The organism is Streptomyces sp. NPDC048383, assembly GCF_040651775.1.
Taxonomy (GTDB): Bacteria; Actinomycetota; Actinomycetes; order Streptomycetales; family Streptomycetaceae; genus Streptomyces.
This window is the reverse complement of sequence record NZ_JBEZKS010000031.1, coordinates 22,849-48,437: the sequence shown is the minus strand read 5'-3', so window position 1 is coordinate 48,437 and position 25,589 is coordinate 22,849. Positions and strand designations below refer to the sequence as shown.

The 25,589-nt window shown below is 71.7% G+C and carries 21 protein-coding genes; 13 read left to right on the top strand and 8 right to left on the bottom strand.

Features of this window, described 5'->3' with window-relative positions; genetic code table 11:
• Positions 1 to 30: 30 nt before the first annotated feature.
• Genes AB0D46_RS21490 through AB0D46_RS21475 form a run of 4 tightly spaced genes read left to right on the top strand, consistent with a single transcriptional unit; the run spans position 31 to position 5,147 of the window.
• A complete protein-coding gene (locus AB0D46_RS21490) occupies positions 31 to 2,070 on the top strand; it encodes an NAD-dependent epimerase/dehydratase family protein (RefSeq protein WP_362879601.1) in 2,040 nt (679 codons plus the stop codon).
• Positions 2,067 to 2,786 (top strand): PIG-L deacetylase family protein, encoded by a 720-nt coding sequence (locus AB0D46_RS21485; RefSeq protein WP_362879599.1) that lies wholly within the window; start codon positions 2,067 to 2,069, stop codon positions 2,784 to 2,786. Before AB0D46_RS21490 ends, AB0D46_RS21485 begins: the two co-directional genes overlap by 4 nt.
• Positions 2,779 to 4,011: an ATP-grasp domain-containing protein gene (locus AB0D46_RS21480; protein ID WP_362879597.1), complete on the top strand. Its 1,233-nt coding sequence runs from the start codon at positions 2,779 to 2,781 to the stop codon at positions 4,009 to 4,011. Before AB0D46_RS21485 ends, AB0D46_RS21480 begins: the two co-directional genes overlap by 8 nt.
• A gap of 56 nt (positions 4,012 to 4,067) precedes the next feature.
• Complete coding sequence (locus AB0D46_RS21475; protein WP_362879596.1) at positions 4,068 to 5,147, top strand: glycosyltransferase; 1,080 nt, start codon at positions 4,068 to 4,070, stop codon at positions 5,145 to 5,147.
• Here the strand turns inward: AB0D46_RS21475 and AB0D46_RS21470 are convergent.
• Entirely contained in the window at positions 5,112 to 6,698 is a 1,587-nt protein-coding gene (locus AB0D46_RS21470) for a CocE/NonD family hydrolase (protein WP_362879594.1), read from the bottom strand. The two genes, AB0D46_RS21475 and AB0D46_RS21470, sit on opposite strands and share 36 nt — an antisense overlap.
• A gap of 70 nt (positions 6,699 to 6,768) precedes the next feature.
• Here AB0D46_RS21470 and AB0D46_RS21465 point away from each other — a divergent pair, with 70 nt between their 5' ends.
• The 4 genes from AB0D46_RS21465 to AB0D46_RS21450 all read left to right on the top strand — a co-directional run bounded on the left by AB0D46_RS21465 (position 6,769) and on the right by AB0D46_RS21450 (position 10,835).
• Positions 6,769 to 8,283: an amino acid adenylation domain-containing protein gene (locus tag AB0D46_RS21465; protein ID WP_362879593.1), complete on the top strand. Its 1,515-nt coding sequence runs from the start codon at positions 6,769 to 6,771 to the stop codon at positions 8,281 to 8,283.
• Positions 8,280 to 9,206 carry a macrolide 2'-phosphotransferase gene (locus tag AB0D46_RS21460; protein WP_362879591.1) on the top strand — a complete coding sequence of 309 codons (927 nt, stop codon included), beginning with the start codon at positions 8,280 to 8,282 and terminating at the stop codon, positions 9,204 to 9,206. The genes AB0D46_RS21465 and AB0D46_RS21460 overlap by 4 nt, the downstream gene beginning before the upstream one ends.
• A 104-nt stretch (positions 9,207 to 9,310) precedes the next feature.
• The gene (locus AB0D46_RS21455) at positions 9,311 to 10,057 is read left to right on the top strand and encodes an alpha/beta hydrolase (protein WP_362879590.1); all 747 of its coding nucleotides are present in this window, start codon (positions 9,311 to 9,313) and stop codon (positions 10,055 to 10,057) included.
• Positions 10,047 to 10,835: a nucleoside 2-deoxyribosyltransferase domain-containing protein gene (locus tag AB0D46_RS21450; protein WP_362879588.1), complete on the top strand. Its 789-nt coding sequence runs from the start codon at positions 10,047 to 10,049 to the stop codon at positions 10,833 to 10,835. Before AB0D46_RS21455 ends, AB0D46_RS21450 begins: the two co-directional genes overlap by 11 nt.
• On the opposite strand, the gene AB0D46_RS21445 is transcribed toward AB0D46_RS21450, so the two are convergent.
• The 7 genes from AB0D46_RS21445 to AB0D46_RS21415 all read right to left on the bottom strand — a co-directional run bounded on the left by AB0D46_RS21445 (position 10,811) and on the right by AB0D46_RS21415 (position 18,127).
• Positions 10,811 to 11,380 (bottom strand): GNAT family N-acetyltransferase, encoded by a 570-nt coding sequence (locus AB0D46_RS21445; RefSeq protein WP_362879587.1) that lies wholly within the window; start codon positions 11,378 to 11,380, stop codon positions 10,811 to 10,813. The genes AB0D46_RS21450 and AB0D46_RS21445 overlap by 25 nt on opposite strands.
• A gap of 279 nt (positions 11,381 to 11,659) precedes the next feature.
• Complete coding sequence (locus AB0D46_RS21440) at positions 11,660 to 12,982, bottom strand: glycoside hydrolase family 43 protein (RefSeq protein ID WP_362879665.1); 1,323 nt, start codon at positions 12,980 to 12,982, stop codon at positions 11,660 to 11,662.
• The gene (locus AB0D46_RS21435) at positions 12,897 to 13,334 is read right to left on the bottom strand and encodes a hypothetical protein (protein ID WP_362879586.1); all 438 of its coding nucleotides are present in this window, start codon (positions 13,332 to 13,334) and stop codon (positions 12,897 to 12,899) included. The genes AB0D46_RS21440 and AB0D46_RS21435 overlap by 86 nt, the downstream gene beginning before the upstream one ends.
• A gap of 37 nt (positions 13,335 to 13,371) precedes the next feature.
• Positions 13,372 to 14,397: a galactofuranose ABC transporter, permease protein YjfF gene (yjfF, locus tag AB0D46_RS21430; RefSeq protein ID WP_362879584.1), complete on the bottom strand. Its 1,026-nt coding sequence runs from the start codon at positions 14,395 to 14,397 to the stop codon at positions 13,372 to 13,374.
• The gene (locus AB0D46_RS21425) at positions 14,394 to 15,494 is read right to left on the bottom strand and encodes an ABC transporter permease (RefSeq protein WP_362879583.1); all 1,101 of its coding nucleotides are present in this window, start codon (positions 15,492 to 15,494) and stop codon (positions 14,394 to 14,396) included. The genes yjfF and AB0D46_RS21425 overlap by 4 nt, the downstream gene beginning before the upstream one ends.
• Positions 15,491 to 17,050, bottom strand: a complete 1,560-nt coding sequence (locus AB0D46_RS21420) for a sugar ABC transporter ATP-binding protein (protein WP_362879581.1) — start codon at positions 17,048 to 17,050, stop codon at positions 15,491 to 15,493. The genes AB0D46_RS21425 and AB0D46_RS21420 overlap by 4 nt, the downstream gene beginning before the upstream one ends.
• Before the next feature lie 75 nt (positions 17,051 to 17,125).
• Positions 17,126 to 18,127, bottom strand: a complete 1,002-nt coding sequence (locus AB0D46_RS21415; protein ID WP_362879579.1) for an ABC transporter substrate-binding protein — start codon at positions 18,125 to 18,127, stop codon at positions 17,126 to 17,128.
• A gap of 714 nt (positions 18,128 to 18,841) precedes the next feature.
• Here AB0D46_RS21415 and AB0D46_RS21410 point away from each other — a divergent pair.
• From AB0D46_RS21410 to AB0D46_RS21390, 5 genes are all read left to right on the top strand, one after another.
• A complete protein-coding gene (locus tag AB0D46_RS21410) occupies positions 18,842 to 19,882 on the top strand; it encodes a LacI family DNA-binding transcriptional regulator (RefSeq protein WP_362879577.1) in 1,041 nt (346 codons plus the stop codon).
• A 197-nt stretch (positions 19,883 to 20,079) separates the two neighbouring features.
• Positions 20,080 to 21,789 (top strand): ribulokinase, encoded by a 1,710-nt coding sequence (locus tag AB0D46_RS21405; protein WP_362879575.1) that lies wholly within the window; start codon positions 20,080 to 20,082, stop codon positions 21,787 to 21,789.
• A 7-nt stretch (positions 21,790 to 21,796) separates the two neighbouring features.
• A complete protein-coding gene (locus AB0D46_RS21400) occupies positions 21,797 to 22,465 on the top strand; it encodes an L-ribulose-5-phosphate 4-epimerase (RefSeq protein ID WP_362879573.1) in 669 nt (222 codons plus the stop codon).
• Positions 22,466 to 22,476: 11 nt separating this feature from the next.
• Positions 22,477 to 23,982, top strand: a complete 1,506-nt coding sequence (gene araA, locus AB0D46_RS21395) for an L-arabinose isomerase (protein WP_362879571.1) — start codon at positions 22,477 to 22,479, stop codon at positions 23,980 to 23,982.
• 41 nt (positions 23,983 to 24,023) lie between these two features.
• Positions 24,024 to 25,562: a family 43 glycosylhydrolase gene (locus AB0D46_RS21390; RefSeq protein WP_362879569.1), complete on the top strand. Its 1,539-nt coding sequence runs from the start codon at positions 24,024 to 24,026 to the stop codon at positions 25,560 to 25,562.
• Positions 25,563 to 25,589: the final 27 nt, after the last annotated feature.

Here is a 25,589-nt window from a genome sequence, read left to right as displayed (position 1 = left end):
ACACCCCCTTCGACGAACCTGGAGAGACCCATGCCTCCCGTACGCCTCGCGATCGTCGGATGCGGCGCCGCCGCCCGCGGCTGCCACCTGCCCGCCCTGCCCCCGCTCAAGGGCGACGTGCGGCTGACCGCGCTCATCGACCGCGACCCCCGTCAGGCCGAGGCAGCCCTCGCCCTGTACCGGGAACTCGGCGGCGCCGACGCCGACCAAGTGGTCCTCGCCACCGACCCGGCCGAGGCCGCCGACGCCTACGACGCCGCCGTGGTCGTGGCCCCGCACACCCTGCACGCGCCGATCGTGCGGGCGCTGCTGGCGGCCGGCAAGCACGTCCTGCTGGAGAAGCCGATGACCACCACCGTCGAGGACGCCGAGGGCCTGGCGGCCACCGCCGCGGCCGACGGCGCCCCCGTACTGGCCATGGCCCACCCGCGCCGGCTCTTCCCCGCCTACGCCTGGGTCAAGCGGCTCATCGACAGCGGCGAACTCGGCGAGGTGGTGCGCGTCGACTGGTCGGAGGGCCACCCCTACGCCCACGAGCCCGTCTCCTGGTCGATGTTCGACCGGCGGCTCGCCGGCGGCGGCGTGCTCACCGACACCGCCTCCCACGTCTTCGACACCCTGCTGTGGTGGCTGGGCCCCGAGGTCGAGGTGGTCCGCTACGAGGACGACTCCCTCGGCGGGGTGGAGGCGGACGCCTCCGCCCACCTGCGCTTCGGCGCCGCCGACGTGCACTGCCACTTCAGCCGGGTGCGCGACCTCGGCATCAGTTGCAAGGTCACCGGCACCCGGGCGACCGTCACCATCGGGACCGACTTCCCGGCGGGGGAGTGCACCCTGATCACCGCCGAAGGGGTGGAACTGCACCGCGGCGACGTGGAGGCCGTCGCCCCGGCGCAGGACGAGTGGGAACCGCTCTTCACCGAGCAGCTCGCCAACTTCGCCGCCGCCGTACGCGGAACCGCCCCCGCCCACTCCAGCGCTCAGGACGGCGTACGCGTCGTCGAGCTGATCCAGGAGTGCTACGACGGCCCCGCCCGTACCCCGTCCGCGCAGCCGTGGACCACGCGCGACGCGGGCGAGGCTCCCGCGCTCGGCGGCCGCACCGTGGCGGTCACCGGAGCGAGCGGGTTCATCGGCGGTCGGCTCGTCGAGCGGCTGGTCCTCGGCACCGGGGCCCGCGTCCGGCCCGTGGTCCGCGGCTTCGGTCGGGCCGCCCGGCTGTCCGTCCTGCCGCAGGAGCGGGTGGAGTTCCGCCGGGGCGACCTGCTGGACCCGGACACCCTCCGGACCGCGTTCGAGGGCTGCGACACCGTCGTGCACTGCGCGTTCGGCAGCTCCGGCGACGAGTCCGGCCGCTGGGACGCCTCCGTCCGGGGCACCGCGAACGTCCTGGCGGCCGCCCGGGCCGCCGGCGTCCGTCGCGTCGTGCACCTCAGCACCATCGACGTCTACGACCCGGCCGTCACCGGAGCCCTGACCGAGGACTCCCCGGCCCGCCCGGCCGACCCCGCCGACCGGGAGTACGAGCAGCAGAAGCTCGCCGCGGAGCAGCTCGTCCTGGAGGCCCACGGCGACGGCCTGGAGACGGTCGTGCTCCAGCCGGGCGTCGTCCACGGCCCGTGGGGCGGCCAGTGGACCACCGCCCAACTGCACCGTCCCGAAGACGACTTCGACCAGCTCCCGTCGGGTGGCGACGGAGGGGTCTGCAACGCCGTGTACGTCGACGACCTCGCCGAAGCCGTCCTGCGCGCCGTGGACACCGAGGCGGCCGCGGGCGAGCGCTTCCTCGTCGGCCACCCGGAGGAGCTCCGCTGGGGCACCTTCTTCGACGCGGTCCGTACCCTGCGCGGCCTCGGCGGTCCCGCGACGGCGTCCGCCGGGGAGCCGGCGACGGCCGTGGAACCGGTCGCCGACTGGGAGTTGGAGCTGTACCGTTCGACCGCCCGCGCGGACTACGACAAGGCCCGCCGGATCCTCGGCTTCACCGCGCGCACCCCCTTCGCCGAGGCCGTCGCGCCGACCGGCGAGTGGGCCCGCTGGGCGGGGGAACTGCCGGGAGCCGGCGCGTGACGGGCGTCACCGATGTCCTCGTGGTCGCGCCGCACCCCGACGACGACGTGATCGGCTGCGGCGGGTCCATCGCCAAACACGTGCGGGACGGGGCCCGGGTGACGGTCGTCATCGTCATCGGCCGCGAACGCAGCGCCCTCGACGACGCGGTGACCGACGCCGAGTTCACGGCCGAGACCGAAGCGGCGGCCAAGGCCCTGGGCGTGCACCGCTGCGTCCGCTTCGACGAGCCCTCGCGGGACTTCGTCCTCTCCCGCCGGGTCCATCTGGACCTCGTACGGGTGCTGCGGGAGGTCCGGCCCCAGGTGGTGTACCTGCCGCACGACAACGACGACGACGTCGAACACCGCATGGTGCACCAACTCGCCCTGGAGGCGCTGTGGATGGCCCAGTCGGAGTTCTTCCATGAGGCGGGCGGCCCGCCCAGCCCCGCACCCCGTCTGGTGCTCGGCTACGAGGTGTGGGCGCCGATGGCGCGCTTCCAGTACGTCGAGGAGATCGACGGGCAGATCGAGGCCAAGGTCGAGGCGATGCGCGCGTACGTCTCCCAACTGCGGCACGCCGCCTGGGACGAGGGCATTCGCGGCCTGGCCCGCTACCGGGGCGCCGTCTCGGCCGGCTCGGGGCACGCGGAGGTGTTCCAGGTGCTGAGCCTGGGCGCCGCGCCGGCCCCGGCCCACGCCGCCGCCGACCCCGGGGGAGGCGGTCATGACTGACCGGCTGCTGGTCTGCGGAATCGGCTCCGGGATGGACCGTTCCCTGCTGGAACTGCGGTCCCCGCAGTGGGAACTGATCGTGGCCACGGACCACCCGACGGACCGCGCCCGGGCCGCCGCGGACCTCCTGCTCGTGTGCGATCCGAACGACGCCGTCGCGGTGCTCGCGGAGCTGTCCGCGGCCGGCGTCGACCGTCTCGACGGGGTGTTCTCGCTGGGCGCGGACAACCCGCCGGTGATCAGCGTGCTCGCCGGTCGCTTCGGCTGCCCGGGGCTGCCGCTGGAGACGGCCCTCGACTGCACGCTGAAGGACCGGCGGCTGAGGATCCTGCGCGCCGCCGGACTCGACCTGCCCCGGTTCGCCACCGCCGAGAGCGTCGGCGAGGCGGTCCGGGCCGCCGCCGACATGGGCCTGCCGGCCGTCATCAAACCCAGCGACCAAACCGGGTCGTTGGGTGTGCTGAAGGTGGAGTCGGCCGCGCAGGTCCGCACCCTGGCCGAGGAGGCGCTGCGGCTCAGCCCCGGCGGGCGGATCGTCATCGAGGAGTTCCTGGAGGGCACCGAACACACCCTGGCGGCCTTCATGGTCGACGGCGAACTGCACCGGTTCGGGTTCGCGGACCGGGAGTACGGCCGCAAGGAGGAGTTCGCCCCCCACTTCTTCGAGGGCGGCGACACCCTTCCCAGCCGGCTGACCCCGGAGCAGATCGAGGAGGTGACCGACACGGTTCGGCGCGGGGCGCGCGCCCTGCGCCTGGACCCGGCGGTCATCAACACCGACGTCCTGCGCACCCACGACGGACGGGTGATCCTCCTGGAGATCACCTGCCGGCTGACCGGCGCCCGCATCGCCACCGAGGTGATGCGGCTGGCCACCGGCGTCGACCCGCTGCCCAACGTGGTCCGGCTGGCCCTGGGCAAACCGCTGCGGCCGGCCGAACTCGCGCCCCGGCAGCCGCGGGCGGTGGTGCAGCGGTTCGTCCCGGCGGACGGGGGCGTCGTCGAGTGGGTGGGCGACCCGCGCGACGTGGCCCGCCGGACCGGCGTGCACGACGTGTTCTGGGGCCTCGACCTGGCCCCCGGCACCGTGGTGCCGCCCTACCGCGGCGGAGCCGACGTCCTGGCCGGGGTGATCGCCCACGCCGAGCACCTCGCGGAGGCCGAGGCCATCGCCGAACGCACTCTGCGCGCCCTGCCCCTGCGCTTCAAGGCCGCGTCCCCGTGAACGCGCCGGCGCGCCGAGACACCCGTACGCACACGAGTTGACGAGGGAGAACAGCAATGGCCACCGACCTGGTGGACGAGGCGGCGGTCGACGAGGGCATCGCCCGGACCGCCGTGGTCATCGCCCTGCGCGACGACCTGCGGATCGCCGACTGCATCGCGTCGATCGACGAGGACGTCGAGATCGTCCTGGCGCTCAACGGGCCCAGCGACGCGGTACTGAAACTGATCGCCGACCACCCCCGCCCGCTGACCGTCACCGAGATCGAGGACGTCGGCAACCTGGGCGCCGCCTACAACGCGGGAGCCGCCGCCACGGACCGGCAGTACCTGCTGCTGATGGACTCCGACTGCACCTTCGCCCCGGGGGTGGTCCGCGCCATGGTCCGCGAGGTGCTCACCCAACCGGTGGTCAAGGGCCAGGTCGTGTACGGGCAGTCGGACGGACTGCTCAGTCAGCTCACCGCGCGGGTGAGGGAGTTCGACGAGGGGGACTACGTCAGTGCGCTGTCCCCGCCGCTGGTCTACAACCGTGACATCGTCGCCCACATCGGCGGCTACCACTTCGACGAGCTGATCCACTGGTGCGAGGACCGGGAGTTCGACTTCCGGCTCCAGCTCGCGGGGATCCCCGTCGTGTACCTGCCGCAGGCGCGGATCTTCCACGACGCCCAGCACGGCTTCGCCAACATGCGCAGCTACTTCCGCTACGGCGTCGGCGAGGGCATCGCCCAGGAGACCGGCGTGTTCACCACCCCGGCGGTACCGGTGCTCTGGCGGGTGTTCGAGGCCTCCCGCACGCTGGTGCACTGCGCCCGCGACAAGGGCGTGGCCGCGGCGGCCTACTACGCCCTGCTGAAGGCGGCCTTCCACACCGGCACCGCCCACCACCTGCTGAACGACCCCTACCGGGTCCGCGACCGCTACCCGGGCCCGGCCAAACGGGCCCGGATGGTCCGCTCGATCCCGCAACACAGCACCCGACTGACCGGCGCCCAACTGCGCCGGCTGCGGCGGGCCCACTGGGAGGCGGGCCGGCGGATCGAGAAGGTGGCCGACCTCTCGGTCTTCCACCCGGACGCCGCCGGCCCGGGCGCCCCGTCAGCCGCCGGGCAGCCGCCGCAGCAGCAGGTGTGAGGGGTGGTCACCGCCGTGGTGGACGGTGTGGTGGGCGAGGGTCCGCGGATGGACGTCGAAGCGCGGGGCGTTGCTCGCCGCGACCTCCAGCCGTATCCGGTGGCCCGCCCGGAACACGTGGCACACCGCGCCCAGCGCGACGGTGACCTCGACCGGCCCACCGGGAGCGGGCGTCGCGTCCGCTCCCGGCTCCAGGCGGCGCACGCCGTCGCACAGCAGCTCCGCCCGGCCGTCGGGGTGGACGTCGACGAGCTTGCCCGTCACGTCCGCGCCCGCCGCGTCCGGGGTCACGTACACGGTCAGGGCCGTGTCGCCGACGACGGTCAGCGGCGCGGCGAGCGACTCCCCGGTGAAGCACAGCACGTCGGGGCGCCGCTCCACCTCGCGCTGGTCCAGCGGGCCGCAGTCGCCGCCGGTGAACTGGCCGGGCAGGGCGGTGGCCCCGCCGGTGGTGGGCACCGGGTCGGCCGGGTCGTGACGCAGCCGGTCGGCTCCCGGGATCCGCGGCGCCGGACCGGACGTCAGGTCCCGGCCCCGCAGGTGCAGTACGAGGTCCCGCGCGCCGGGGACGGGCCACTCGGGGAAGGAGCGCCACTCGTCGGCGCCGGTCACGAACAGCCGCACCGGATCGGCCTCCGGGCCGCTTTCCCCGCGCCGCCGCAGATACCGGTCGAAATGCTGCACGTGGAGGCCGGTGACATCAATGCTGCGTTCGTCGGCGGCCGTCCCGTAACGGCGCTGCGGGAATATCCCCCCGGTGACGCAATGGGACCACGGGCCGACCACCAGTCGGGACGGGATTCCACATTCCTTGATTCCCCGGTAATTCTCCAGGGCGCCGGCCAGGAATATGTCGTACCAGCCCGTGAGGTGCAGCGCCGGGACCTCGATCGCCGGATACGAGGCACGGGGCGCCGCGCGCCGCCAGTACGGATCGCCGGCCGGATGCTCGCGCCACTGCCGGTAGTACGGGGCCAACCGGTCCAGCAGCTCGGCAGCGGCCTGCGGATCGCGGTAGAGCCCGTCGATCCCGTCGACCGCGCGGGTCACCTCGGCGAGTTCCGGGCCGCTCAGCCCGGCCCCCTCCAGCAGCAGGTCGTACAGCACCCAGTACAGGACGAAGCCCAACTGGAAGGCCCCGCCCTGGTGGGTCCAGCCCTCGTCGAAGCCGGATCCGGCCACGTGCGGGGCGATCGCGCCCAGCCCGGGCGGACGTTCGGCCGCGGCGAGCAGGGCGGCCATCGCCTCGTACGAGCGGCCGAACAATCCCGCCGAGCCGTCGCACCAAGGCTGCTCCACCGCCCACGCGACCGTGTCCGCGCCGTCCCGCGCCTCGTGCCAGTACGGCTCGAAGGTCCCGCCGGAGTCGAACCGGCCGCGTACGTCCTGCACCAGCAGCGCGTAACCGGAGCGGACCAGGCGCAGGCCGTCGACGGACGCGCCCCCCGGGCTGCCGGATTTCCCGTAGGGCGTCCGGCGCACCAGGACCGGCACCGGATCGGCCGTTTCCGGCCGGTAGAGGTCGGCACTCAATAAGGTGCCGTCACGCACGGGTATTTTCAGATCGTGTTCCACGACAATTCGCACCCGCCCATATTCCATCAGGACGAGGGAATTCACAATGCAGTCCTCCGGAATCCATTTCCTGGAACCGTTCTTCGGGACGGCGCGTTCGGATCCGGGCCGCCCGGCCGTGGTCGACAACGGACTCGTCGTCGGCTACGGCACCCTCGCCGCCTGGGTGTCGGACGTGGCCCGCTCCGTCGCACCCCGAACCGGGCACCCCCAGCCGCCGGTCGGGGTCGTCGTGCACCACTCGGCCCGTGACGTGGCGGCCCTGTTGGGGGTCCTCGCGGCGGGCCGCGCGTACGTGCCGCTGGAGGCGGAACACCCGCCGCTCCGGCTGGAGTCGATCCTGGACCGGCTCGGGGTCCACGAGGCGGTGGCGACCGCGGACAGCGGCTGGCAGCCACCCGTCGCGAAGGTGATCCGACCCCGCTGGGCGGCCGCCGGCGCGACGGCCCACGCCGCCGACCCGCTGCCCGACTCCGGCGTACGGCCCGAGGACCCGGCGTACGTCCTGTTCACCTCGGGCTCCACCGGCACGCCCAAGGGGGTCGTGGTGCCGCACGGCGCGCTGGCCGCGGTGGTACCGCCGCTGCGCACCCTGTACGGCATCGGCCCGGACGCCACCGTGCTGCACTTCCACGGCGCCGGCGGCGACACCAGCCTGGAGGAGATCCTGCCCACCCTGACGGCCGGCGCCGCCCTCGTCGTCGACGACGCGGCGCGCGAGGGCTTCGCGCAGGTCGCCGAGGACCAGGAGGTCACCGTCGCGGTCCTGCCGACCGGCTTCTGGCACGGCCTGACCGGTGACCTGCTGCACCAGGGCGCCGGCCTCCCGCCGTCCCTGCGCACGGTGGTGATCGGCGGGGAGGCCGTACGCCCCGACATGCTGGCGCGCTGGCGGCGGCTCGGCGCCGACGGGGTGCGCCTGCTCAACACGTACGGGTCCACCGAGACGGCGCTCGTCACCCACGCCGTGCAGTTGGCCGGCCCGGACACCCCCGAACTGTGGGACGGCGACGGCGACCCACCCATCGGGCTGCCCCTGCCGCACGTGGGCCAACGCGTCGACGAAGCGGGCGAGTTGTACGTGTCCGGGCCCGCGTTGGCCCTCGGCTACCACGACGCCCCCGGGGCGACGGCGGCCCGTTTCGCCGAACACGGGGGCACCCGCTGGTACCGCACCGGGGACCTGGTGTCCGTGGCGCCCGACGGCGCCCTGGTCTTCCGGGGCCGCTCCGACCACCAGGTCAAGATCCGGGGCCACCGGGTGGACCTGATCGAGGTGGAGGCCCTCGTCGGCGGTTGCGAAGGGGTGCGGGAGGTGGCGGCAGCCCGGGTGGACCGGGCCGAACACACCACGCTGGCCGCCTTCTTCGTACCCCTGCCCGACCACGACCCCGGCGAGGTGACCGAGGGCGTCCGGGCCCGGCTCGCCGCCGGCGCGGCCCCGCACCTGGTGCCCAGCCTGCTGGTGCCGGTCACGGAGCTGGAGCACACCCACACCGGCAAGGTGGACCGCACCGCCACCCGCGACCGGTACCTGACCGGCGTCGGGACGGGCCGATGAGCGCCGCGACGGGCGCGCCGGAGCTCACCGACCCCGCCGCCCTCGCCGCGTACGCCTCCCGGAACCTGGGCCTGGACCTCGACCCCGCCACCGCCCGGGCCGACGACAGCGGTTGGGACTTCCGGGTCACGCACATCCGGGCGGTCGACGGCACGTGGTGGATCCTGCGCCGCCCCCGCCGGCCCGAGGCTACGGCGCGCCTGGCCTTCGAGGGAGCCGTACTGGCCGCCGTACGCGACCGGATGCCCGTCCCGGTCCCGGACTGGCGCCCGCACACGGCGGACCTGGTCGCCTACCCCCGACTGCCCGGCGAGGCGGCGGGCACCGAGGATCCGGACACCCTCGCCTACGCCTGGGCCATGGACCCGCTGGCCCACCCCGGCCACTACCTGGAGCCGCTCGCCCGGGCCCTGGTGGCGATCCACACCACCCCGCCGGACGCCCTCCCCGGCCGCCCGGCGACGGCGGAGCAGGTCCGCGCCCGGATCGCGGACCGGCTCGCCCGGGCCCGGGCCGAACTACCGCTGCCGGCCGCCGGCCTGCGGCGCTGGCGGACCTGGCTGGACGACGACCGCCTGTGGCCCGACCGGCTCGCGCTCGTCCACGGCGACGTGCACCCCGGCCACACCCTGGTGACGCGCCCGCCCTCCGGCCCACCCACCCTGTCCGGCCTGCTGGACTGGGCCAACGCCGATGTCGGCGATCCCGCCGTCGACTTCGTCGACATGCTGCACGCGGGCGGCGTCGCCGTCCTCGACAGGCTGCTGGAGGCCTACCGGACGGCGGGCGGCGAGGTGCGCAGCGGCATGCGGGCCCACGTCCTGGAGCGGGCCTCCTTCCTGTGGGTCCACGTCGCGCTGCGCGGCCTGGACACGGGCCGCCCGGCCTGGGTGGAGACGGCGCTGCGCAGGATGGCGCCGTGACCACCCGCCGGCCGGGCCCGCTCCGCCCGGGTTGCGGGGCGCGGTCGACGGGACACACCCCCGCGGGCACGGCGTACACCCTTCACGGGACCGGGGAGCGACCGGTGCTGCTGGTCGCCGGCTCGGGCGTCGGCGGACGCGTCTGGGAGCAGCACCAGGTGCCCGCACTGACCGCGGCGGGCCACCTCGTCGTCACCTTCGACCACGGACCCGCCGTCACCGGGCCCCATGAACTGGCGCTCATCGTGAGGGAGTTGTTGGAAGCACTGGCCCTGCCCGGCTGCCCCCTGGTCGGTCACTCCCTCGGCGCCCTCGCCGTCCAGGAACTGCTCCTGAGCGATCCGCACCTGGTGAGCGGGGCGCTGCTCGCGGCGACGCGCGGCCGGCCCGACGTGTTGGGGGAGGCCCTGGCGCGCGCCGAGGCCGCGTCCGCCGCGGCGGGGGTCCGGCCGCCGCCGGAGTACGAGGCCTTCGTCAGCCTGACGCACAACCTCTCGCCCCGGACCCTGGCCGACGAAGCGGCGACCGCGCAATGGCTCGACCTGTTCGAAATCGCCGCGCTGACCGGTGGCTCCGCGGCCCACCGGCCGGCCCCGCCGATGCTCGACCGACGGGCCGACTACGGCCGGATCCGGCTGCCCGTGCTCGTGCTGGGGTTCGCCGACGACGTGCTGGCGCCCGCGTTCCTGGGGCGCGAGGTGGCCCGCGCGATCCCCGGGGCCCACTACGCGGAGCTGCCGGACGCCGGACACCTCGGGTTCCTGGAACGCCCCGGGGCCTTCAACACCCTCCTGCTGGACTTCCTCGCCACCCTGCCCCCGACCGACCCCGGAGCCCCCCGTGTCGCATGAGCCCCCCGCACCCGTCGCCGTACCCGACCCCGCGCCGGCCGAGGTGCGGGTCGTGCACGTCGGCCAGGAGCCGCCGGAGTCCTGGGCGGCGGCCGTGTACCTGTGCGGCCCCACCCCGGCCGATCCCGCCGCGCCGTCGTGGCGGCCGGACGCCGTCGCGGCCCTGCGGTCCGCGTGGTCCGGCGCCGGACGCCTGGTGGTGTTCCTGCCCGAGCCGGCGGCCGGCGGCTACCCGGCGTACCCCGACCAGGTGGCCTGGGAGGAGGACGCCATGCGCCGCTCCGACGTGATCCTGTTCTGGATCCCCCGGGACATGGCCCGGTTGCCCGGGCTGGTCTCCAACATCAAGTGGGGCACGTGGTGCGACTCGGGTCGGGCGGTGCTCGGCACGCCGCCCGAAGCCGAACGCATGGACTACCTGTTGCACTTCGCCGAAGCCCTGAACGTGCCCGTCGAACGGACGCTGACGGGCGCGGCCGGCGCCGCCCTGCGCGCGGTCGGGCCGGGAGCCCTACGCACCGGGGGAGAGCGGTCAGTGCCGCTGACGGTGTGGCGGACCGCCCCGTTCCGCAGCTGGTACGCCGAACGCGGCGCGGCCGGGGACCGGCTGCTGGACGCGCGCGTGGAGTGGTACGCGCCGCCGGCGGACCCCGAGGGGGTCGCCGGCTGGCTGCTGACGGCCACCGTCGCGGCGCGGGCCGGGGCCGGGGCCGGGGCCGATCCCGCCCCCGCGGTGGTTCGCGTACTGGCCGCTCAGGGACAGGGCATGCTCATGTAGAGCGCGTGCTCGCCCTCCGACTCGGTGCCCTGGTACAGGGCGGTGTCCAGTCCGCAGAAGGCGAAGCCCAGGCGCCGGTACGCGTGGATGGCCGGGGCGTTGACGTTGGTCACCTCCAACCAGACGTGCCCGGCGCCCCGCTCGCGCGCGAAGTCCACCGCGCACCCCATCAGGGAGCGGCCCACTCCGCGGCCCCGGTGGTCCGGGGCGACCTCGATGTCCTCGACGGTCAGCCGCCGGTTCCACGGGGAGTACGACACGGCGGCGAAGCCGGCGACCCCGCCGTCGGCGCCGACGGCCACGAACGTCCGGTTGTCGTCGTCCGGGGCGTCCGCGCCGTCCGCGTCGTCACTTCCGTCGTCCTCGGGGAACACCTTGACCAGCGGCGGATCCACCGGCACCTCGCGAAGGGCGAAGCCCTCGCCGGTCACCGCCACCGCGAAGACGGTGGCGGTGGTGAAGGAGCCGTCGATCCCCTCGATGGCCTCGCTGTCCCCCGGCCCGGCGAGGCGGAACTCGTACGTCGTGTCACTGGTCGTGGTCATGCCCCGAGGCTAGGGCCGCTCTGCCCGACTGAGGGCGGATTTCAGCCGAATCGGCGTCCGCGACGCCGGGCCCCGGGGAATCCCGGTGGGGCGGGGCGACCAAGCCGCCCACCCCGGCGGAGGCGCTCCTCGATGCCCGTCTAGGAGGCCTTTGATCACAAGGCCCATCGTGGAAACTCCGTAGCGCGCGCTCTCCAGGCAGGTGGTCGGTGCGGTGCGCAGACGTCCTCCAGGGCGGGAGTGTCCCGCGCCACCCTGTGCCGCGCGGGACGGCAGGGATCAGCCGGTGAGCAGGAAGGTCGCGTCCTGACGGTCTCCGAGTGAGGACGTGGGGGAGAGCGGGTCGATACGCAACTTGTAGCCGCTGTGCCGCAGATAGCGAGTGGGGAAGTTGTAGGACCGGTAGGAGACTGCCGCGGAGGCGCCCAGACCCGGAGTCGGGTAGAAGGTCGCGTCGGCTGCGAAGCCGGGACTGCCGTCGTTGGTGTGGAGGAGGACGGAGTAGCCGCTGTGGCGCAGGAAGCGGCCGGGGTGGTTGACGGACTCGAAGGAGATGCCGGCGCCGTCGGCCAGGCCGGGGACGGTCTTCCACTGCGAGTCGCGGTAGGGGTCGAAGGGGTATGTGTCGATGCGGGCCTCGTAGTTGAGGTGGCGCACGTATCGGTCAGGGTGGTTGTAGGACTTCATCCGGGTCCAGTGGGGTGTGCCCCAGGCGGCTTTGAGCGCATTGAGCTCAGCGGTGGTGATCGGGGTGATTCCGGCGTGCTTGGAGTTCAAGGGCTGGGTGTAGGTGCGTTGGTCCACGGGTGCCCAGTTACCGGTGGCGACATCGTTCGTCTGCCAGGCGTAGAAGACCCCGTTGGGGGTGTAGGTGTCGCCCCACAGGTACCACGTGGTGCCGGTGAGGGATTTGGTCAGGACGGGGGCCTCGGTGCCGCCGTGGGAGATCGGCCCGGTATAGGTGCCGTTGTTGAACGCGCCGGGGGCGAGCGAGGCGGACTTGGCTCCGTAGAGGGCGTGGTCACGTTTGTAGTAGAGGTAGTTCATACCGTTGACGCCGGTGACGACATCGGCGTCGATGATGTCGAAGCCGGGGTCGAAATACGTCTCGGCGGCGCTGACGTTGGTGAAGTCAGTGGTGTAGCTCGCCATGATGACGTCCCGTGTGCCGTTGTGGGCCGAGTAGATGACGGCGTACTGCTGCCGGGCCGGATCCCAGAACGCCTCGGGAGCCCAGGCGTGGGTGGCCGGCAGGGAATGTACCTTGATTCGACGGTATCCCGTGAAGGACCTCAGGTCGGTCGAGTCCCAGACGTGGATGTACTGATTGCTCTCAGTCCAGTTCGTGCCCTTGAGGTCGGTGGCCAAGACGGTGAAGGTTCCGTCCTGCTTGCGCAGGATGAAGGGGTCGCGCAGACCCTTGGTGCCGGCGGTGGGGGTGGCGACGGGTGCGTTCTGATTCAGAGGTGTCCATTGCAGCCCGTCGGAGCTCACGGCCAGGTGCAAGGCATACCTGTCACCCGATCCTTGGTTGGATTCCGTGAAGTAGGCCATGGCGTAGCCGCCGTAGGCCGGGGCTGCGTCGGCTTGGGGAGCGGGCAGGATGATGAGTGTGGCCAGAAGGGTGGCGACAAGTGCGGGGATGAACATCAGGAGGCCTTCGGGAGAGGGTCATTGAGTGGACATGGGTGTCCTCTACAGGGGTGTGGAGCGGCTCGTCGACCTGGAGGTGGTGCGCCAGGACGTTGACACTGCCCTCTGCGTCCAGGTTCCAGTACGCGTGGTTGGTGAGGTCCACGACGGTCGGTGCGTCGCTCACCGCCCGGTAGGTCAGGGACAGCTTGCTGTGGCGATCCAGCGTGTAGGTCGCACAGACGCTCAGGGCTCCGGGGAACCCTTGATCACCGTTGGGGCTGTGAAGGAAGAGCCGCAGGTGGAGATGAGCGAGGCGCACAGCGGGCCTGGCCGAGGGCGCCTCCCGCGAGTCGGGGTCAGTCCTGTGCAGGGCGTCGCCCGCTCATCAGTCGCTGGAGCACGATGAAGACGAGCAGCAGGCCTCCGATGACGATCCGGGTCCACCAGGAGCTGAGGGTGCCCTGGAAGTTGATGACCGTCTGGATCATGCCGAGAACCATCACACCGAGGGAGGTGCCCAGGACGAAGCCGGATCCGCCGGTGAGCAGGGTGCCGCCGATGACGGTGGCGGCTATGGCGTCGAGTTCCATCCCCATGGCGTGGAGCGCGTACCCGGAGAGCATGTAGAAGGTGAGCAGCACACCACCGAGTGCGGAGCACAGACCGCTGATCGCGTAGACCCCGATCTTCGTGGTGCCCACGGGCAGGCCCAACAGCCGGGCGGAGGGTTCGCTCCCGCCCAAGGCGTAGACGTTGCGGCCGAATCGGGTGTGATGGAGGCAGACGAACGCGGCGGCCACGATGGCCAAGGCGATGATCACTGATACGGAGACGAAGACGCCTCCGGGCCCGTAGAGGCGTGTCTGTGCGATCTGAGTCGTGGTGGGGTCGGTGATCGAGATGGATTCGGTGCTGATGGTGTAGCACAGGCCCCGGGCCAGGAACATGCCGGCCAGGGTCACGATGAAGGGCTGGATCTCGTAGGTGTGGATGATCCATCCCATCAGGGCGCCGCCGGCTGTGCCTACCAGCAGGACCAGGGGGATGACGGTGAGCAGCGGCCAGTCGTACTGCTCGACCAGCCACGCTGTGAGCATGGTGGAAAGAGCCACTACCGATCCGACGGAGAGGTCGATGCCCCCGGTGAGGATGACGAAAGTGGCTCCGACGGCCACGACGAGGAGGAAGCCGTTGTCGATCAGGAGGTTCAGCAGGACCTGGGCGGAGAAGAACCCCTCGTAGCGCACCGAGCCGACGGCGAACATGGCCACCAGTAGGACGGCCGTGACGATCAGGGGGACACGGGTGCGGCCGCGCGGTGGGACGTTCCCGCGGAAGGGTCGGGCGAGCGTGGCGGCGGCCTGCGCGATACCGGAGCTCATGCGCCTGCCTCCTGCCTGCGCGGGACGTCGCCCGGCGCCGTGTGTGGTCGAGGGGGTGTCGTCTTGCGGGGGTGCGACACCTTGGCCCGGAAGACGGGGGACTGGACGAGGCAGACCACGATGACGACGACCGCCTTGAAGACGAGCGTGATCTCGGGCGGGACACCCAGGGTGTACACGGTGGTGGACAGGGTCTGGATGATCAGGGCGCCGAGCACGGTCCCGCCGAGGGAAAATCGGCCGCCGGTCAGGGCCGTGCCTCCCACGACAACGGCGAGGATGGCGTCCAGTTCGATCCAGAGCCCCGCGTTGTTGCCGTCGGCGCTGGAGACGTTGGAACTGATCATCAGTCCTGCGACGGCGGCGCACAGGGCGCTGAAGACGTAGACGAGGGTGAGCAGACCTGCGGCGCGGATGCCGACCAGGCGGCTGGCGGTGGGGTTGCCGCCGACCGACTCGATCAGCAGGCCCAGTGCGCTGCGCCGAGTGACGGCCGCCGTGAGGGCGACCAGGACGGCGGCCAGCAGCACGGCGAAGGGGAACATGAGCCAGTACCCGCCGCCGATCATCTTGTACGGGCTGCTGCTCACGGTGATGATCTGGCCGTCGGTGATCAGCTGGGCCATGCCACGGCCGGCGACCATGAGGATCAGCGTGGCCACGATGGGTTGTACGCCGAGGTGTGCCACCAGCAGGCCGTTGGCCAGCCCGAGGACCACCGCCACGCCGAGGGCGATGGCCAGGGCCGTGAGCATGGTCGTGACACTGCCGGGCTGCCCCGCGGTGGCGATGTGCCGGCAGGCCAGCGCGCCCGCGATGGCGACGGTGGAACCGACCGAGAGGTCGATGCCGCGGGTGGCGACCACGAGTGTCATGCCCAGGGACACCAGAATCAGCGGGGCGCCGAACTGGACGATGTCGACGAGACTGCCGTAGAGGTGGTCGTTGCGGACCCGCACGGCGAAGAAGTCGTTCGTGAAGGCGAGGTTGCCGAGCAGCAGCGCCAGCAGGACGACCGAGGGCCACAGCAGGCGATGGCCGGCCAGTCGCCTCCCGAGGCCGCCGGCCGCTGTGGCCTTGGCGGGCTGGGCGGTCATGAGTCGGCTCCGGTGGCGATGGTGGCCAGGATTCGTTCAGGGGTGACGCTGTCGTCGTTGGTGAGGATGGCGACCATCCGGTGGTCGCGCAGTACCGCGATGCGGTGGCTGAGGCGCAGAACCTCCTCGAGCTCGGCGGAGATGAACAGCACCGAGGTGCCGTCCGCGGCGAGGCGTGCCACCAGTTTCTGGATTTCGGCCTTGGCCCCGATGTCGATGCCCCGGGTGGGCTCGTCCAGGATCAGGAGTCGGGGTTCGGTGAGCAGCCAGCGCGCCAGGAGGACCTTCTGCTGGTTGCCACCGCTGAGATGCCTGACCTGTGCCTCAGGGGCGGCCGGGCGGATGTCCAGGGCGTCGATCCAGTGGTGCGTGAGTTCGTCCTGCTTGGCCCGTGACAGCGGCCTCGTCCACCCGCGGGCTGCCTGAAGCGCGAGAACGATGTTCTCCCGGACGGTCAACTCCCCTATCAGCCCTTCGGACTTCCGGTTCTCAGAGCAGAACGCGATACGGCGGGCGACGGCGTTCCGCGGCGTGCGCAGGGAGACGGGCTCGCCGTCCATGATCAGCTCGCCGGCGTCGGGGCTGTCCGCACCGAACAGCAGCCGGGCGGCCTCCGTACGGCCCGAGCCGAGGAGTCCGGCCAGCCCGATGACCTCTCCGGGGTGGATGTCCAAGTCGTAGGGCTCTACATGTCCCGTGCGCGTCAGTTGCCGGGCCTGTAGGAGGGGCTTGCCCGTGGCGCGTTCCGCTGCGTCCGCGTGGGCTCTGTCGGAGAGCTTGTCCAGAGTGGCCAGTTCACCACCGACCATGCGCTGCACCAGCGAGACATGGGTGAGGTCCCCGATGGGGTACTCACCCTCCAGACGCCCGTTGCGCAGGATGGTGACACGGTCGCAGATGTCGAAGACCTGGTCCAGGAAGTGCGTGACGAACAAGATGGCGACGCCTCGGTCACGCAGGCGTCGTACGAGCGCGAACAGCTGGGCGACCTCCTCGCGGTCGAGGCTGGACGTGGGTTCGTCCAGGACGAGTACCTTGGCCGAGACGTCCACGGCACGGACGATTGCCACCAGCTGCCGGACGGCCGGCGAGTGCGTGCTCAGCAGACTGGTGACGTCGACGTCGAGGTCCAGTTCCGCCAGGAGTTCAGCGGCTCGCCGTCTCAGCGCGGACCAGTGGACGAGTCCGAACCTGCGCGGCTCGCGGCCGATGAGGATGTTTTCCGCGACGGAGAGGTTGGGGCAGAGGTTGACCTCCTGGTAGACGGTGCTGATGCCCGCGTGCTGGGCCTGTAGCGGATCGTCGAAGTGCCTCTGCCGACCATCGACGACGATGCTGCCGCCATCGGCGGGGTGCACGCCGGTGAGCACCTTGATCAGGGTGGACTTCCCCGCACCGTTCTCGCCCATCAGGGCGTGGACTTCTCCCGGATGGAGCTTCAGGGCGACGTCGTCCAGAGCGAGTACTCCGGGGAACCGCTTGCGGATGCCGTGGGCTTCCAGCACCGGCCGTGGGTGACCGGCGGTCCTTGTGCGGAGGCTGGGTGGGGCTGACATCTCCCCTCCTCTCGTGAGGTAGGGCCGAAGGAGGCACCAGAGCGCCGCTCCCTCCGGCACCGGTTACGGCGTCGGTCAGTACTGGCGGGCCGGCAGGGCGGCCTCGGCCTTGTCCTGGGGGAAGACTCCCTCTTCGGTTTCCACGCGCGCCGGCACGCTCTCTCCCGCGGCGACCTTCTTGGTGAGTTCCATCAGCTGGTCGCCGAGGAGCGGATTGCACTCCACCACGACATTGATCTTGCCTTTGGTCATCGCGACGAAGGCGTCCTTGATGCCGTCCACCGAGATGATCCTGATGTCTGTCCCGGGCTTCTTGCCGGCCTCCTCGATCGCCTGGATCGCGCCGAGCGCCATGTCGTCGTTGTGGGCGTACAGGACGTCGATGTCCTCCTGGGACTTCAGGAAGGCCTGCATGACCTCCTTCCCCTTCGCTCGGGTGAAGTCGCCGGTCTGGGAGGCGACGACCTTGAACTTCGTCTCACCCTTGACGGCTTCGGCGAAGCCGGCCTTGCGGTCGTTGGCCGGGGCCGAGCCCGTGGTCCCTTGGAGCTCGACGATGTTGACCGGTTCGCCCTTGCCCTCGTACTCCGCAACCAGCCACTCGCCGGCCGACCTGCCCTCCTTGACGAAGTCCGAGCCGAGGAAGGTCTTGTAGAGGGAGGTGTCCTGTGTGTCCACGGCGCGGTCGGTGAGGATGACCGGGATCCCGGCGTCCTTGGCCTCCTTCAGCACGGTGTCCCAGCCGGACTCCACCACCGGAGAGAAGGCGATGACGTCGACCTTCTGCTGGATGAAGGTGCGGATCGCCTTGATCTGGTTCTCCTGCTTCTGCTGCGCGTCGGAGAACTTCAGAGTGATCCCCGCCGCCTTCGCGGCGTCCTGGACGGACTTGGTGTTGGCGGTGCGCCAGCCGCTCTCGGCACCGACCTGGGCGAAGCCCAGCACCAGCTTGTGGCCCGACTTTTCGCCACTGCCGCGGCTGCCGGACCCGGCCGCCGGGTTTTCGGTGGAGCAGGCGGACAGGGAGAGGGACGCCAGAAGGGCGATACCGACGACGTAAGCAGCTCTGCGAGCCATGTGGTGTGTCCTTTCGGGAGTAGGCATGGTTCCGCTGCCATGGCCGCACGGCGGTCGGGACAGGGAGTTGAGCCCTGCGCGAGGAGGAGGAGGGGCCCCCGGTGCTGACCGGCGGCGTGCACTGATGAAGCCCTCGTCCGTCAGGGACGGTGGGCAGCATTGTTAGCGCTAACACCACCGCACCTCAATCCCCTTGCGCGCGTTACCTTCCCGTTACTTCACCTATCGGTTCCCGCCCCACCCTGTCGTCCGCGAGCGAATCGGGAGACTCCTGCACCGGCGATCCCGCGGGCTGTCTGCGGGGGAGCGCGACCCCGGAGGGCCTCATCCGCGGGGCATGAGCATCGGAGAATGCGAGCCTCCGCCGAGTCGGTCCGGTGCGCGGATGATCGACGCCACGGTCCATGGCCATAGGCGGTCGGTGAGCGGATGACCGGTCCGCCCGTCGTGTGGTTGTGCCTGGTCGAGGCGGCCAGGGAGGCGGGGCAGCGGCCGGAGCCCGGGCGGCCCGGGTCGGTCCCGTCGCATCCGCATCGCGGAGTGACCCCTGTGATCGTGAACAATTAGACTCGCCCCCGTGGGGCCCTGTGCAGGCACCACCGTGCATGCGGTCTGCGCACCGGAGCCCGGCCCCAACCGCCGTGGGCTCCGCCGACGAGAGGGCTCTCAGTGGGAACGGGAAGTACGGAACAGTCCGAGCCACGCCAGCCTGTGATGGCTGATGTCGCGCGCGTCGCCGGGGTGTCGCACCAGACGGTGTCGCGGGTGCTCAACGGCGCCCCCCACGTCCGCCCCGGCACGCGAGAGCGGGTGCTCGCGGCCATCCGCGAGCTGGACTACCGCCCCAACGTGGCGGCCCGGGCTCTGGTCACCCGTCGGTCCCAGACGCTGGGCGTGGTCAGTTTCGGCAGCGCCCTGTACGGACCGGCCTCCATGCTGGACAGCATCGAGCAGGCCGCGCGCAGCGCGGGCTACTTCGTCAGCGTGGCGAGCATCCGGTCCCTGGACACGCGCGCGGTGCAGGAGGCCGTGGAGCGGCTCCGGGATCAGGGAGTCGAAGGCATCATGGTGATCGCGCCGCAGACCCCGGCGGTGAGTGCGGTCTCCCGGCTGTCCACGGCGGTGCCCGTGGTCGCGGTCGGATCGGGCAGCGGTACGCGCGTGCCCACGGTCTCGGTCGACAACGAGGCGGGCGCCCGCGCCGTAACCCGGCACCTGCTCGACCTCGGGCACGCCACGGTCCACCACATCGCCGGCCCGCCGGGCTGGCTGGAGACCACGACCCGGCAGGCCGGTTGGCGCAAGGCCCTCCAGGAGGCCGGGGCCCCGGTGCCCGAGGCTCACCCCGGCGACTGGAGCGCCCGCGCCGGCTACGAGGCGGGCCTCCGGATCGCCGGGGACCCCACCGTCACCGCGGTGTTCTGCGCGAACGACCAGCTGGCGCTCGGACTGCTGCGCGCGCTGCACGAAGCGGGCCGGGCGATTCCCGGGGACATCAGCGTGGTCGGTTTCGACGACATCTCCGAAGCCGCCTACTTCGCTCCGCCGCTGACGACGGTCCGCCAGGATTTCGGCGAACTGGGCAGACGCGCGCTGGAGCTGCTGGTCGAGGAGTTGACCCGTGGCGACCGCACGACCGGCGCGGTCGGCGGTGAGCACGCCAGGCCGCCGGAGTCCCCGGGCCCGCACGTGCTGGTACCCACGGAGATCGTGCTGCGCCGCAGCACGGGCCGCGCGCCCCGTCAGGTTCGCTGAACCCGGCATTCGCGCTGGTCAGGTGAGCCCCAAGTGCTACGAATACACACTGGGACGCGAGGTCAAGATTAGGTAACGCTGCATGCGAGGGCTCTTGACAGCTGATTGTTAACGCTAACAATCAGAGCCTTGGGTGGCCACGCGCGCCGCCGTCCCCTGTCGCCCGGGGCGCTGGGCTACGTACGAAGGATGTGAACGTGACCCCGTCCCGTCCCCCAGCCGCCCCGGACACCGGGCGCTACGTCATCGGTGTCGACTTCGGTTCGCTGTCCGGCCGCGCCGTGGTGGTCCGCGTGCGCGACGGTGAAGAGCTCGGCTCCGCCGTCCACGCGTACCGCCACGGAGTCATCGACCGCGAACTGCCCACCACCGGGGCCGCGTTGCCGCCCGACTGGGCACTCCAGCATCCCGACGACTGGCGCGAGGTGCTGCGCACCGCCGTCCCGGACGCCGTCACCTCCGCGGGAGTGGACCCCGGGCGCGTCATCGGCATCGCGGCCGACTTCACCGCCTGCACGGTCCTGCCGGTACGCCGTGACGGGCGGCCGCTCTCCGAGACCGGGCTGGGCCACCGCCCGCACGCCTGGCCCAAGCTCTGGAAACACCACGCCGCTCAGGGCCAGGCCGACCGGATCAACCGCCTCGCCCACCTGCGGGCCGAGAAGTGGATCGCCCGTTACGGCGGCAGGATCTCCGCCGAATGGCAGTTCGCGAAGGCGCTGCAGGTGCTGGAGGAGGACCCGGCGACGTACGCGGCCACCGAGCGCTGGATCGAGGCGGCCGACTGGATCGTCTGGCAGCTGACCGGCACCGAGACCCGCAACACGTGCACCGCCGGCTACAAGGGCATCCACCAGGACGGCAGGTATCCCAGCGAGGACTACCTCGCCGCCCTCCACCCGGACTTCGGGGACTTCGCCCGCACCCGCCTGGAGCATCCACTCTCCCCGCTGGGTTCCCGGGCCGGCTCGCTCACCGCGGAGGCCGCCGCCTGGACGGGCCTTCCCGAGGGCATCGCGGTCGCCGTCGGCAACGTCGACGCCCACGTCGCGGCCGCCGGGGCCCAGGCCGTGGAGAACGGCCGGCTGCTCGCGGTCATGGGCACCTCCACCTGTCACGTGGTGAACGGTGCCGCGCTCGCCGACGTCCCCGGCATCTGCGGCGTTGTCGACGGCGGGATCGTCGACGGCGCGTACGGCTACGAGGCGGGACAGAGCGCGGTCGGCGACATCTTCGCCTGGTGGCTCTCCCAGGGCGTCCCGGCCGGCTACCAGGCCGAGGCCGAGGCCCGCGGCGAGGACCTGCACCAGCTTCTGACCCGCAAGTGCGCCGACCAGCCGGTCGGCGGGCACGGCCTGGTAGCGCTCGACTGGATGAACGGCAACCGGTCCACCCTGGTGGACCACCACCTGTCCGGCGTCATCGTCGGGCTCACCCTGGCGACGCGGCCCGAGGAGATATACCGGGCCCTGCTGGAGTCCACCGCCTTCGGTACCCGCACCATCGTCGAAGCGCTGGAACAAGGCGGAGTACCGGTCGACGAGTTCATCGTCACCGGCGGCCTGAAGAAGAACGCCCTGCTGATGCAGATCTACGCGGACGTGCTGCGCCGGCCGGTGTCCCTCGCCGCCTCCGCCCAGGGCCCCGCCCTCGGCGCCGCCATCCACGCGGCCGTCGCCGCCGGCGCCCATCCGGACGTACGCACCGCCGCGGCGGCCATGGGCCGCGTCCAGCGCGCCGCCTACCTGCCGGACGTCGCCCGGGCCGACGCCTATGACGCCCTGTACGCGGAGTACCGCGCGCTGCACGACCACTTCGGCACCGGCCCCGACAGGGCGCTGCACCGGCTGCGTGCCCTGCGCAACGCCGTCCTGACTGCCCCGACCACCCCGACCGAGAGGCTCTGAAACGCTCATGACGTCACCGATCGAGCAGCTGCGCCGCGAGGTCAGCGACCTGCACCAGGAACTGGTCCGTTACGGCCTCGTCGTCTGGACGGCCGGGAACGTGTCCGCCCGCGTCCCGGGCGAGGACCTGATGGTGATCAAACCCAGCGGTGTCTCCTACGAGGAGCTGGCCCCCGAGCGCATGGTCGTCTGCGACCTGGACGGGAAAGTGGTCGAAGGCGACCACGCCCCCTCCTCCGACACCGCCGCACACGCCTACGTCTACCGGCACATGCCACAGGTCGCGGGGGTGGTGCACACCCACTCCACCTACGCCTGCGCCTGGGCCGCCCGCGGCGAGGCCGTCCCCTGCGTACTGACCGCCATGGCCGACGAGTTCGGCGCCGAGATCCCGGTCGGACCCTTCGCGCTGATCGGGGACGACTCCATCGGGCGGGGCATCGTCGAGACGCTGCGCGGACACCGTTCGCCCGCCGTCCTGATGGAGAGCCACGGCGTCTTCACCGTCGGGAAGGACGCCAAGGCAGCGGTCAAGGCGGCCGTGATGTGCGAGGACGTCGCCCGCACGGTCCACATCTCACGCCAGCTCGGGGAGCCGCTGCCCCTCGCGCAGAGCGACATCGACGCGCTCAACCACCGCTACCAGAACGTGTACGGCCAGCAGGCCGACCGGTGAGGGGCTTTTCCGTGACATCACTCGAAGAACGCGAAGTGTGGTTCCTGACCGGCAGCCAGTCCCTCTACGGGGACGAGACCCTGCAACAGGTGGCCCGACAGTCCCAGCAGATCGCCGAGGCCCTCCAGGACGCCCCCGACGTCCCCGTCCGGATCGTCTGGAAGCCCGTCCTCACCGGCGCCGAGACGATCCGCCGCATCTGCCTGGAGGCGAACTCCGACGACGCCTGCATCGGGCTGATCGCCTGGATGCACACGTTCTCCCCGGCCAAGATGTGGATCGCCGGCCTCGACGCCCTGCGCAAACCTCTGCTCCACCTCCACACCCAGGCCAACATGGCCCTGCCGTGGTCGTCCATGGACATGGACTTCATGAACCTCAACCAAGCGGCGCACGGGGACCGCGAATTCGGCCATATCCAGTCCCGCGTAGGCGTCACCCGCAAGACGGTCGCGGGTCACGTCAGCGACCCGTCCGTGGCCGTCCGCATCGCCGCGTGGGCCCGGGCGGCCGCCGGGCGGGCCGAGTTGCGCGGCCTCAGGCTGGCCCGCTTCGGCGACAACATGCGGGACGTCGCCGTTACCGAGGGCGACAAGGTGGAGGCGCAGCTGCGCTTCGGCGTCTCCGTCAACACGTACGGGGTCAACGACCTCGTCGAGGCCGTCGACGCTGCCGCGGAGGCCGATGTCACCGAGCTCGTCAAGGAGTACGAGGACACCTACCGGGTGGCGCCCGAGCTGCGGTCCGGCGGGGACCGGCACGCGTCGCTGCGCTACGCCGCGCGCATCGAGCTCGGCCTGCGGGCCTTCCTCACCACCGGCGGCTTCCGTGCCTTCACCACCAACTTCGAGGACCTCGGGGGCCTGCGCCAGCTGCCGGGACTGGCCGTGCAGCGATTGATGGCCGACGGGTACGGCTTCGGCGGCGAGGGCGACTGGAAGACCTCGGCCCTGCTGCGCACGCTCAAGGTGATGTCCGAGGGGCTGTCGGGCGGGGTGTCCTTCATGGAGGACTACACCTACCACCTGGAACCGGGCAGGGAACTGATCCTCGGCGCGCACATGCTGGAGGTCTGCCCGACGATCGCGGCCGCGGTTCCCTCTTGTGAGATCCACCCGCTGGGGATCGGCGGCCGGGAGGATCCCGTCCGTCTGGTCTTCGACGCGCACACCGGTCCGGCGGTGGTGGTCGGGCTCGCCGACATGGGCGACCGCTTCCGCCTGGTCGCCAACGAGATCGACGTGGTGGAGCCCGCCGAGCCGTTGCCGAACCTGCCGGTGGCCCGGGCCGTGTGGCGGCCCCGTCCGGACCTGCGGACCTCGACCGAAGCCTGGTTGATCGCCGGAGCCCCGCACCACACCGTGCTGTCGAGTGCCGCGGGCACCGAGGAGCTGGGTGATCTCGCCGACATGCTCGGCACGGAGCTGCTGGTCATCGACGGGGACACCGGCATCCGCCGGTTCACCCAGGAGATCCGCTGGAACCAGGCGTACCACCGCCTGGCGCAGGGTTTCTGACGCGCCGCCATCTTCGCTCCCGCTGTTCAGAAGGGACGCACATGAGCCGCTTACGCTTCCGCTCGCGCCGCACCGCTCCACGCCGTACCGCACCACGACGCACCCGGCCGCCGCTCTGGACCGTCCTCGCGGTCGTCCTGCTCGCGTTGCTCCCGGCCGCGGCGGTCACCGGCGGTCCCGCCGAGGCCGCAGCCGGCCGTACGTACACCAACCCGGTGAAGGTCCAGAAGGGCGCCGACCCCTGGCTGCAGTACCACGCGGGCAACTACCACCTGGTCGCATCGACCTTCACCGGCGAGATCACCATGCGCAGGTCACCAACTCTGGAAGGCCTTTCCACCGCGCCGAGCGTACGGGTGTGGTCCGACCGGACCCCCGCCCGCAGCACCAACATATGGGCTCCGGAGATGCATTTCGTCGAGGGGCGCTGGTACCTGTACTACTCCGCCGGGCAGGCGGGGGCCGCCTGCTGCGACTCGCAGCGCACCCACGTCCTGCAGAGCGCCGGCAGCGACCCGATGGGCCCCTACACCTACAAGAACATCCTGACCGGCGCCAACCTTGTGCCCGGCGGATGGCTGATCGACGCGAGCCTGCTGCGGGTCGGCGGGAAGCTGTACCTGCTCGGCAGCGGCTTCATCAACGGCAGTCGGCAGAGCCTGGTGATCGCCCCGCTGAGCAACCCCTACACGCTCAGCGGTCCGTTCAGGGTCATCTCCAGTCCCGCCCTGAGCTGGGAGAGCCAAGGCGGATCGGTCAACGAGGGACCCGAGCCGCTGTACCACGGCGGGCGGACGTTCCTCACCTACTCCGCCTCCAGCTGCAACACCCCGGACTACAAGCTGGGCCGACTGGAGCTCACCGGCGCCGACCCCCTCAGCGCCGCGTCATGGACCAAGGCACCCGCCCCGGTGTTCCGGCGCGACGACGCGGCGGGAGTGTACGGGCCGGGCCACAACGGGTTCTTCACCTCCCCGGACGGCAAGGAGAGCTGGATCGTCTACCACGCCAACGACACCGCCGCCGGCGGCTGCGACAACAGGCGCACCACACGGGCCCAGAAGTTCACTTGGCTCCCGGACGGCACCCCGGACTTCGGCGCACCGGTCGCCGCCGGGAAACCGCTGCCCGCCCCGGGGGGCGAGACGGCGGCCACCCCCACCGCGTACACCCTGGTGAACCCCCACAGCGGCAAGTGCCTGGATCTCGCGCTCGGTTCCTCCGCCGACGGAGCGGACGTGAGGCTGTGGTCGTGCAACGGCAGCACTGCCCAGAAGTGGCGGTTCGAGGACCAGGGGGACGACACGAGCCGACTGGTCAACGTGGCCGGCGGCAAGGTGCTCGACGTGGCTGACTGCTCCTCCGCAGACGGAGCGGAACTGCGCCAGTGGGCCTGGCTGGACAACGCCTGCCAGCGGTTCCGGCTCATCGCCGGAGAGGCCGGACTGCTCCGGCTGGAGAACGCGCACAGCGGGAAGGTCGCCGACGTGGCCGACTGCGGAACCCGCGACGGCACCGGTGTCCGCCAGTGGACCTGGCTCGCCAACCCCTGCCAGGAATGGCAGCTCCGGACCGGCTGACCGGGCCACTCCGTACGGAAGAGGAGA

Coding starts and splice junctions, on each gene's coding strand:
- AB0D46_RS21490 (WP_362879601.1), top strand. CDS start 31: ATGCCTCCCGTACGCCTCGCGATCGTCGGATGCGGCGCCGCCGCCCGC.
- AB0D46_RS21480 (WP_362879597.1), top strand. CDS start 2,779: ATGACTGACCGGCTGCTGGTCTGCGGAATCGGCTCCGGGATGGACCGT.
- AB0D46_RS21475 (WP_362879596.1), top strand. CDS start 4,068: ATGGCCACCGACCTGGTGGACGAGGCGGCGGTCGACGAGGGCATCGCC.
- AB0D46_RS21465 (WP_362879593.1), top strand. CDS start 6,769: ATGCAGTCCTCCGGAATCCATTTCCTGGAACCGTTCTTCGGGACGGCG.
- AB0D46_RS21460 (WP_362879591.1), top strand. CDS start 8,280: ATGAGCGCCGCGACGGGCGCGCCGGAGCTCACCGACCCCGCCGCCCTC.
- AB0D46_RS21445 (WP_362879587.1), bottom strand. CDS start 11,380: ATGACCACGACCAGTGACACGACGTACGAGTTCCGCCTCGCCGGGCCG.
- yjfF (WP_362879584.1), bottom strand. CDS start 14,397: ATGAGCTCCGGTATCGCGCAGGCCGCCGCCACGCTCGCCCGACCCTTC.
- AB0D46_RS21425 (WP_362879583.1), bottom strand. CDS start 15,494: ATGACCGCCCAGCCCGCCAAGGCCACAGCGGCCGGCGGCCTCGGGAGG.
- AB0D46_RS21420 (WP_362879581.1), bottom strand. CDS start 17,050: ATGTCAGCCCCACCCAGCCTCCGCACAAGGACCGCCGGTCACCCACGG.
- AB0D46_RS21415 (WP_362879579.1), bottom strand. CDS start 18,127: ATGGCTCGCAGAGCTGCTTACGTCGTCGGTATCGCCCTTCTGGCGTCC.
- AB0D46_RS21410 (WP_362879577.1), top strand. CDS start 18,842: ATGGCTGATGTCGCGCGCGTCGCCGGGGTGTCGCACCAGACGGTGTCG.
- AB0D46_RS21400 (WP_362879573.1), top strand. CDS start 21,797: ATGACGTCACCGATCGAGCAGCTGCGCCGCGAGGTCAGCGACCTGCAC.
- AB0D46_RS21390 (WP_362879569.1), top strand. CDS start 24,024: ATGAGCCGCTTACGCTTCCGCTCGCGCCGCACCGCTCCACGCCGTACC.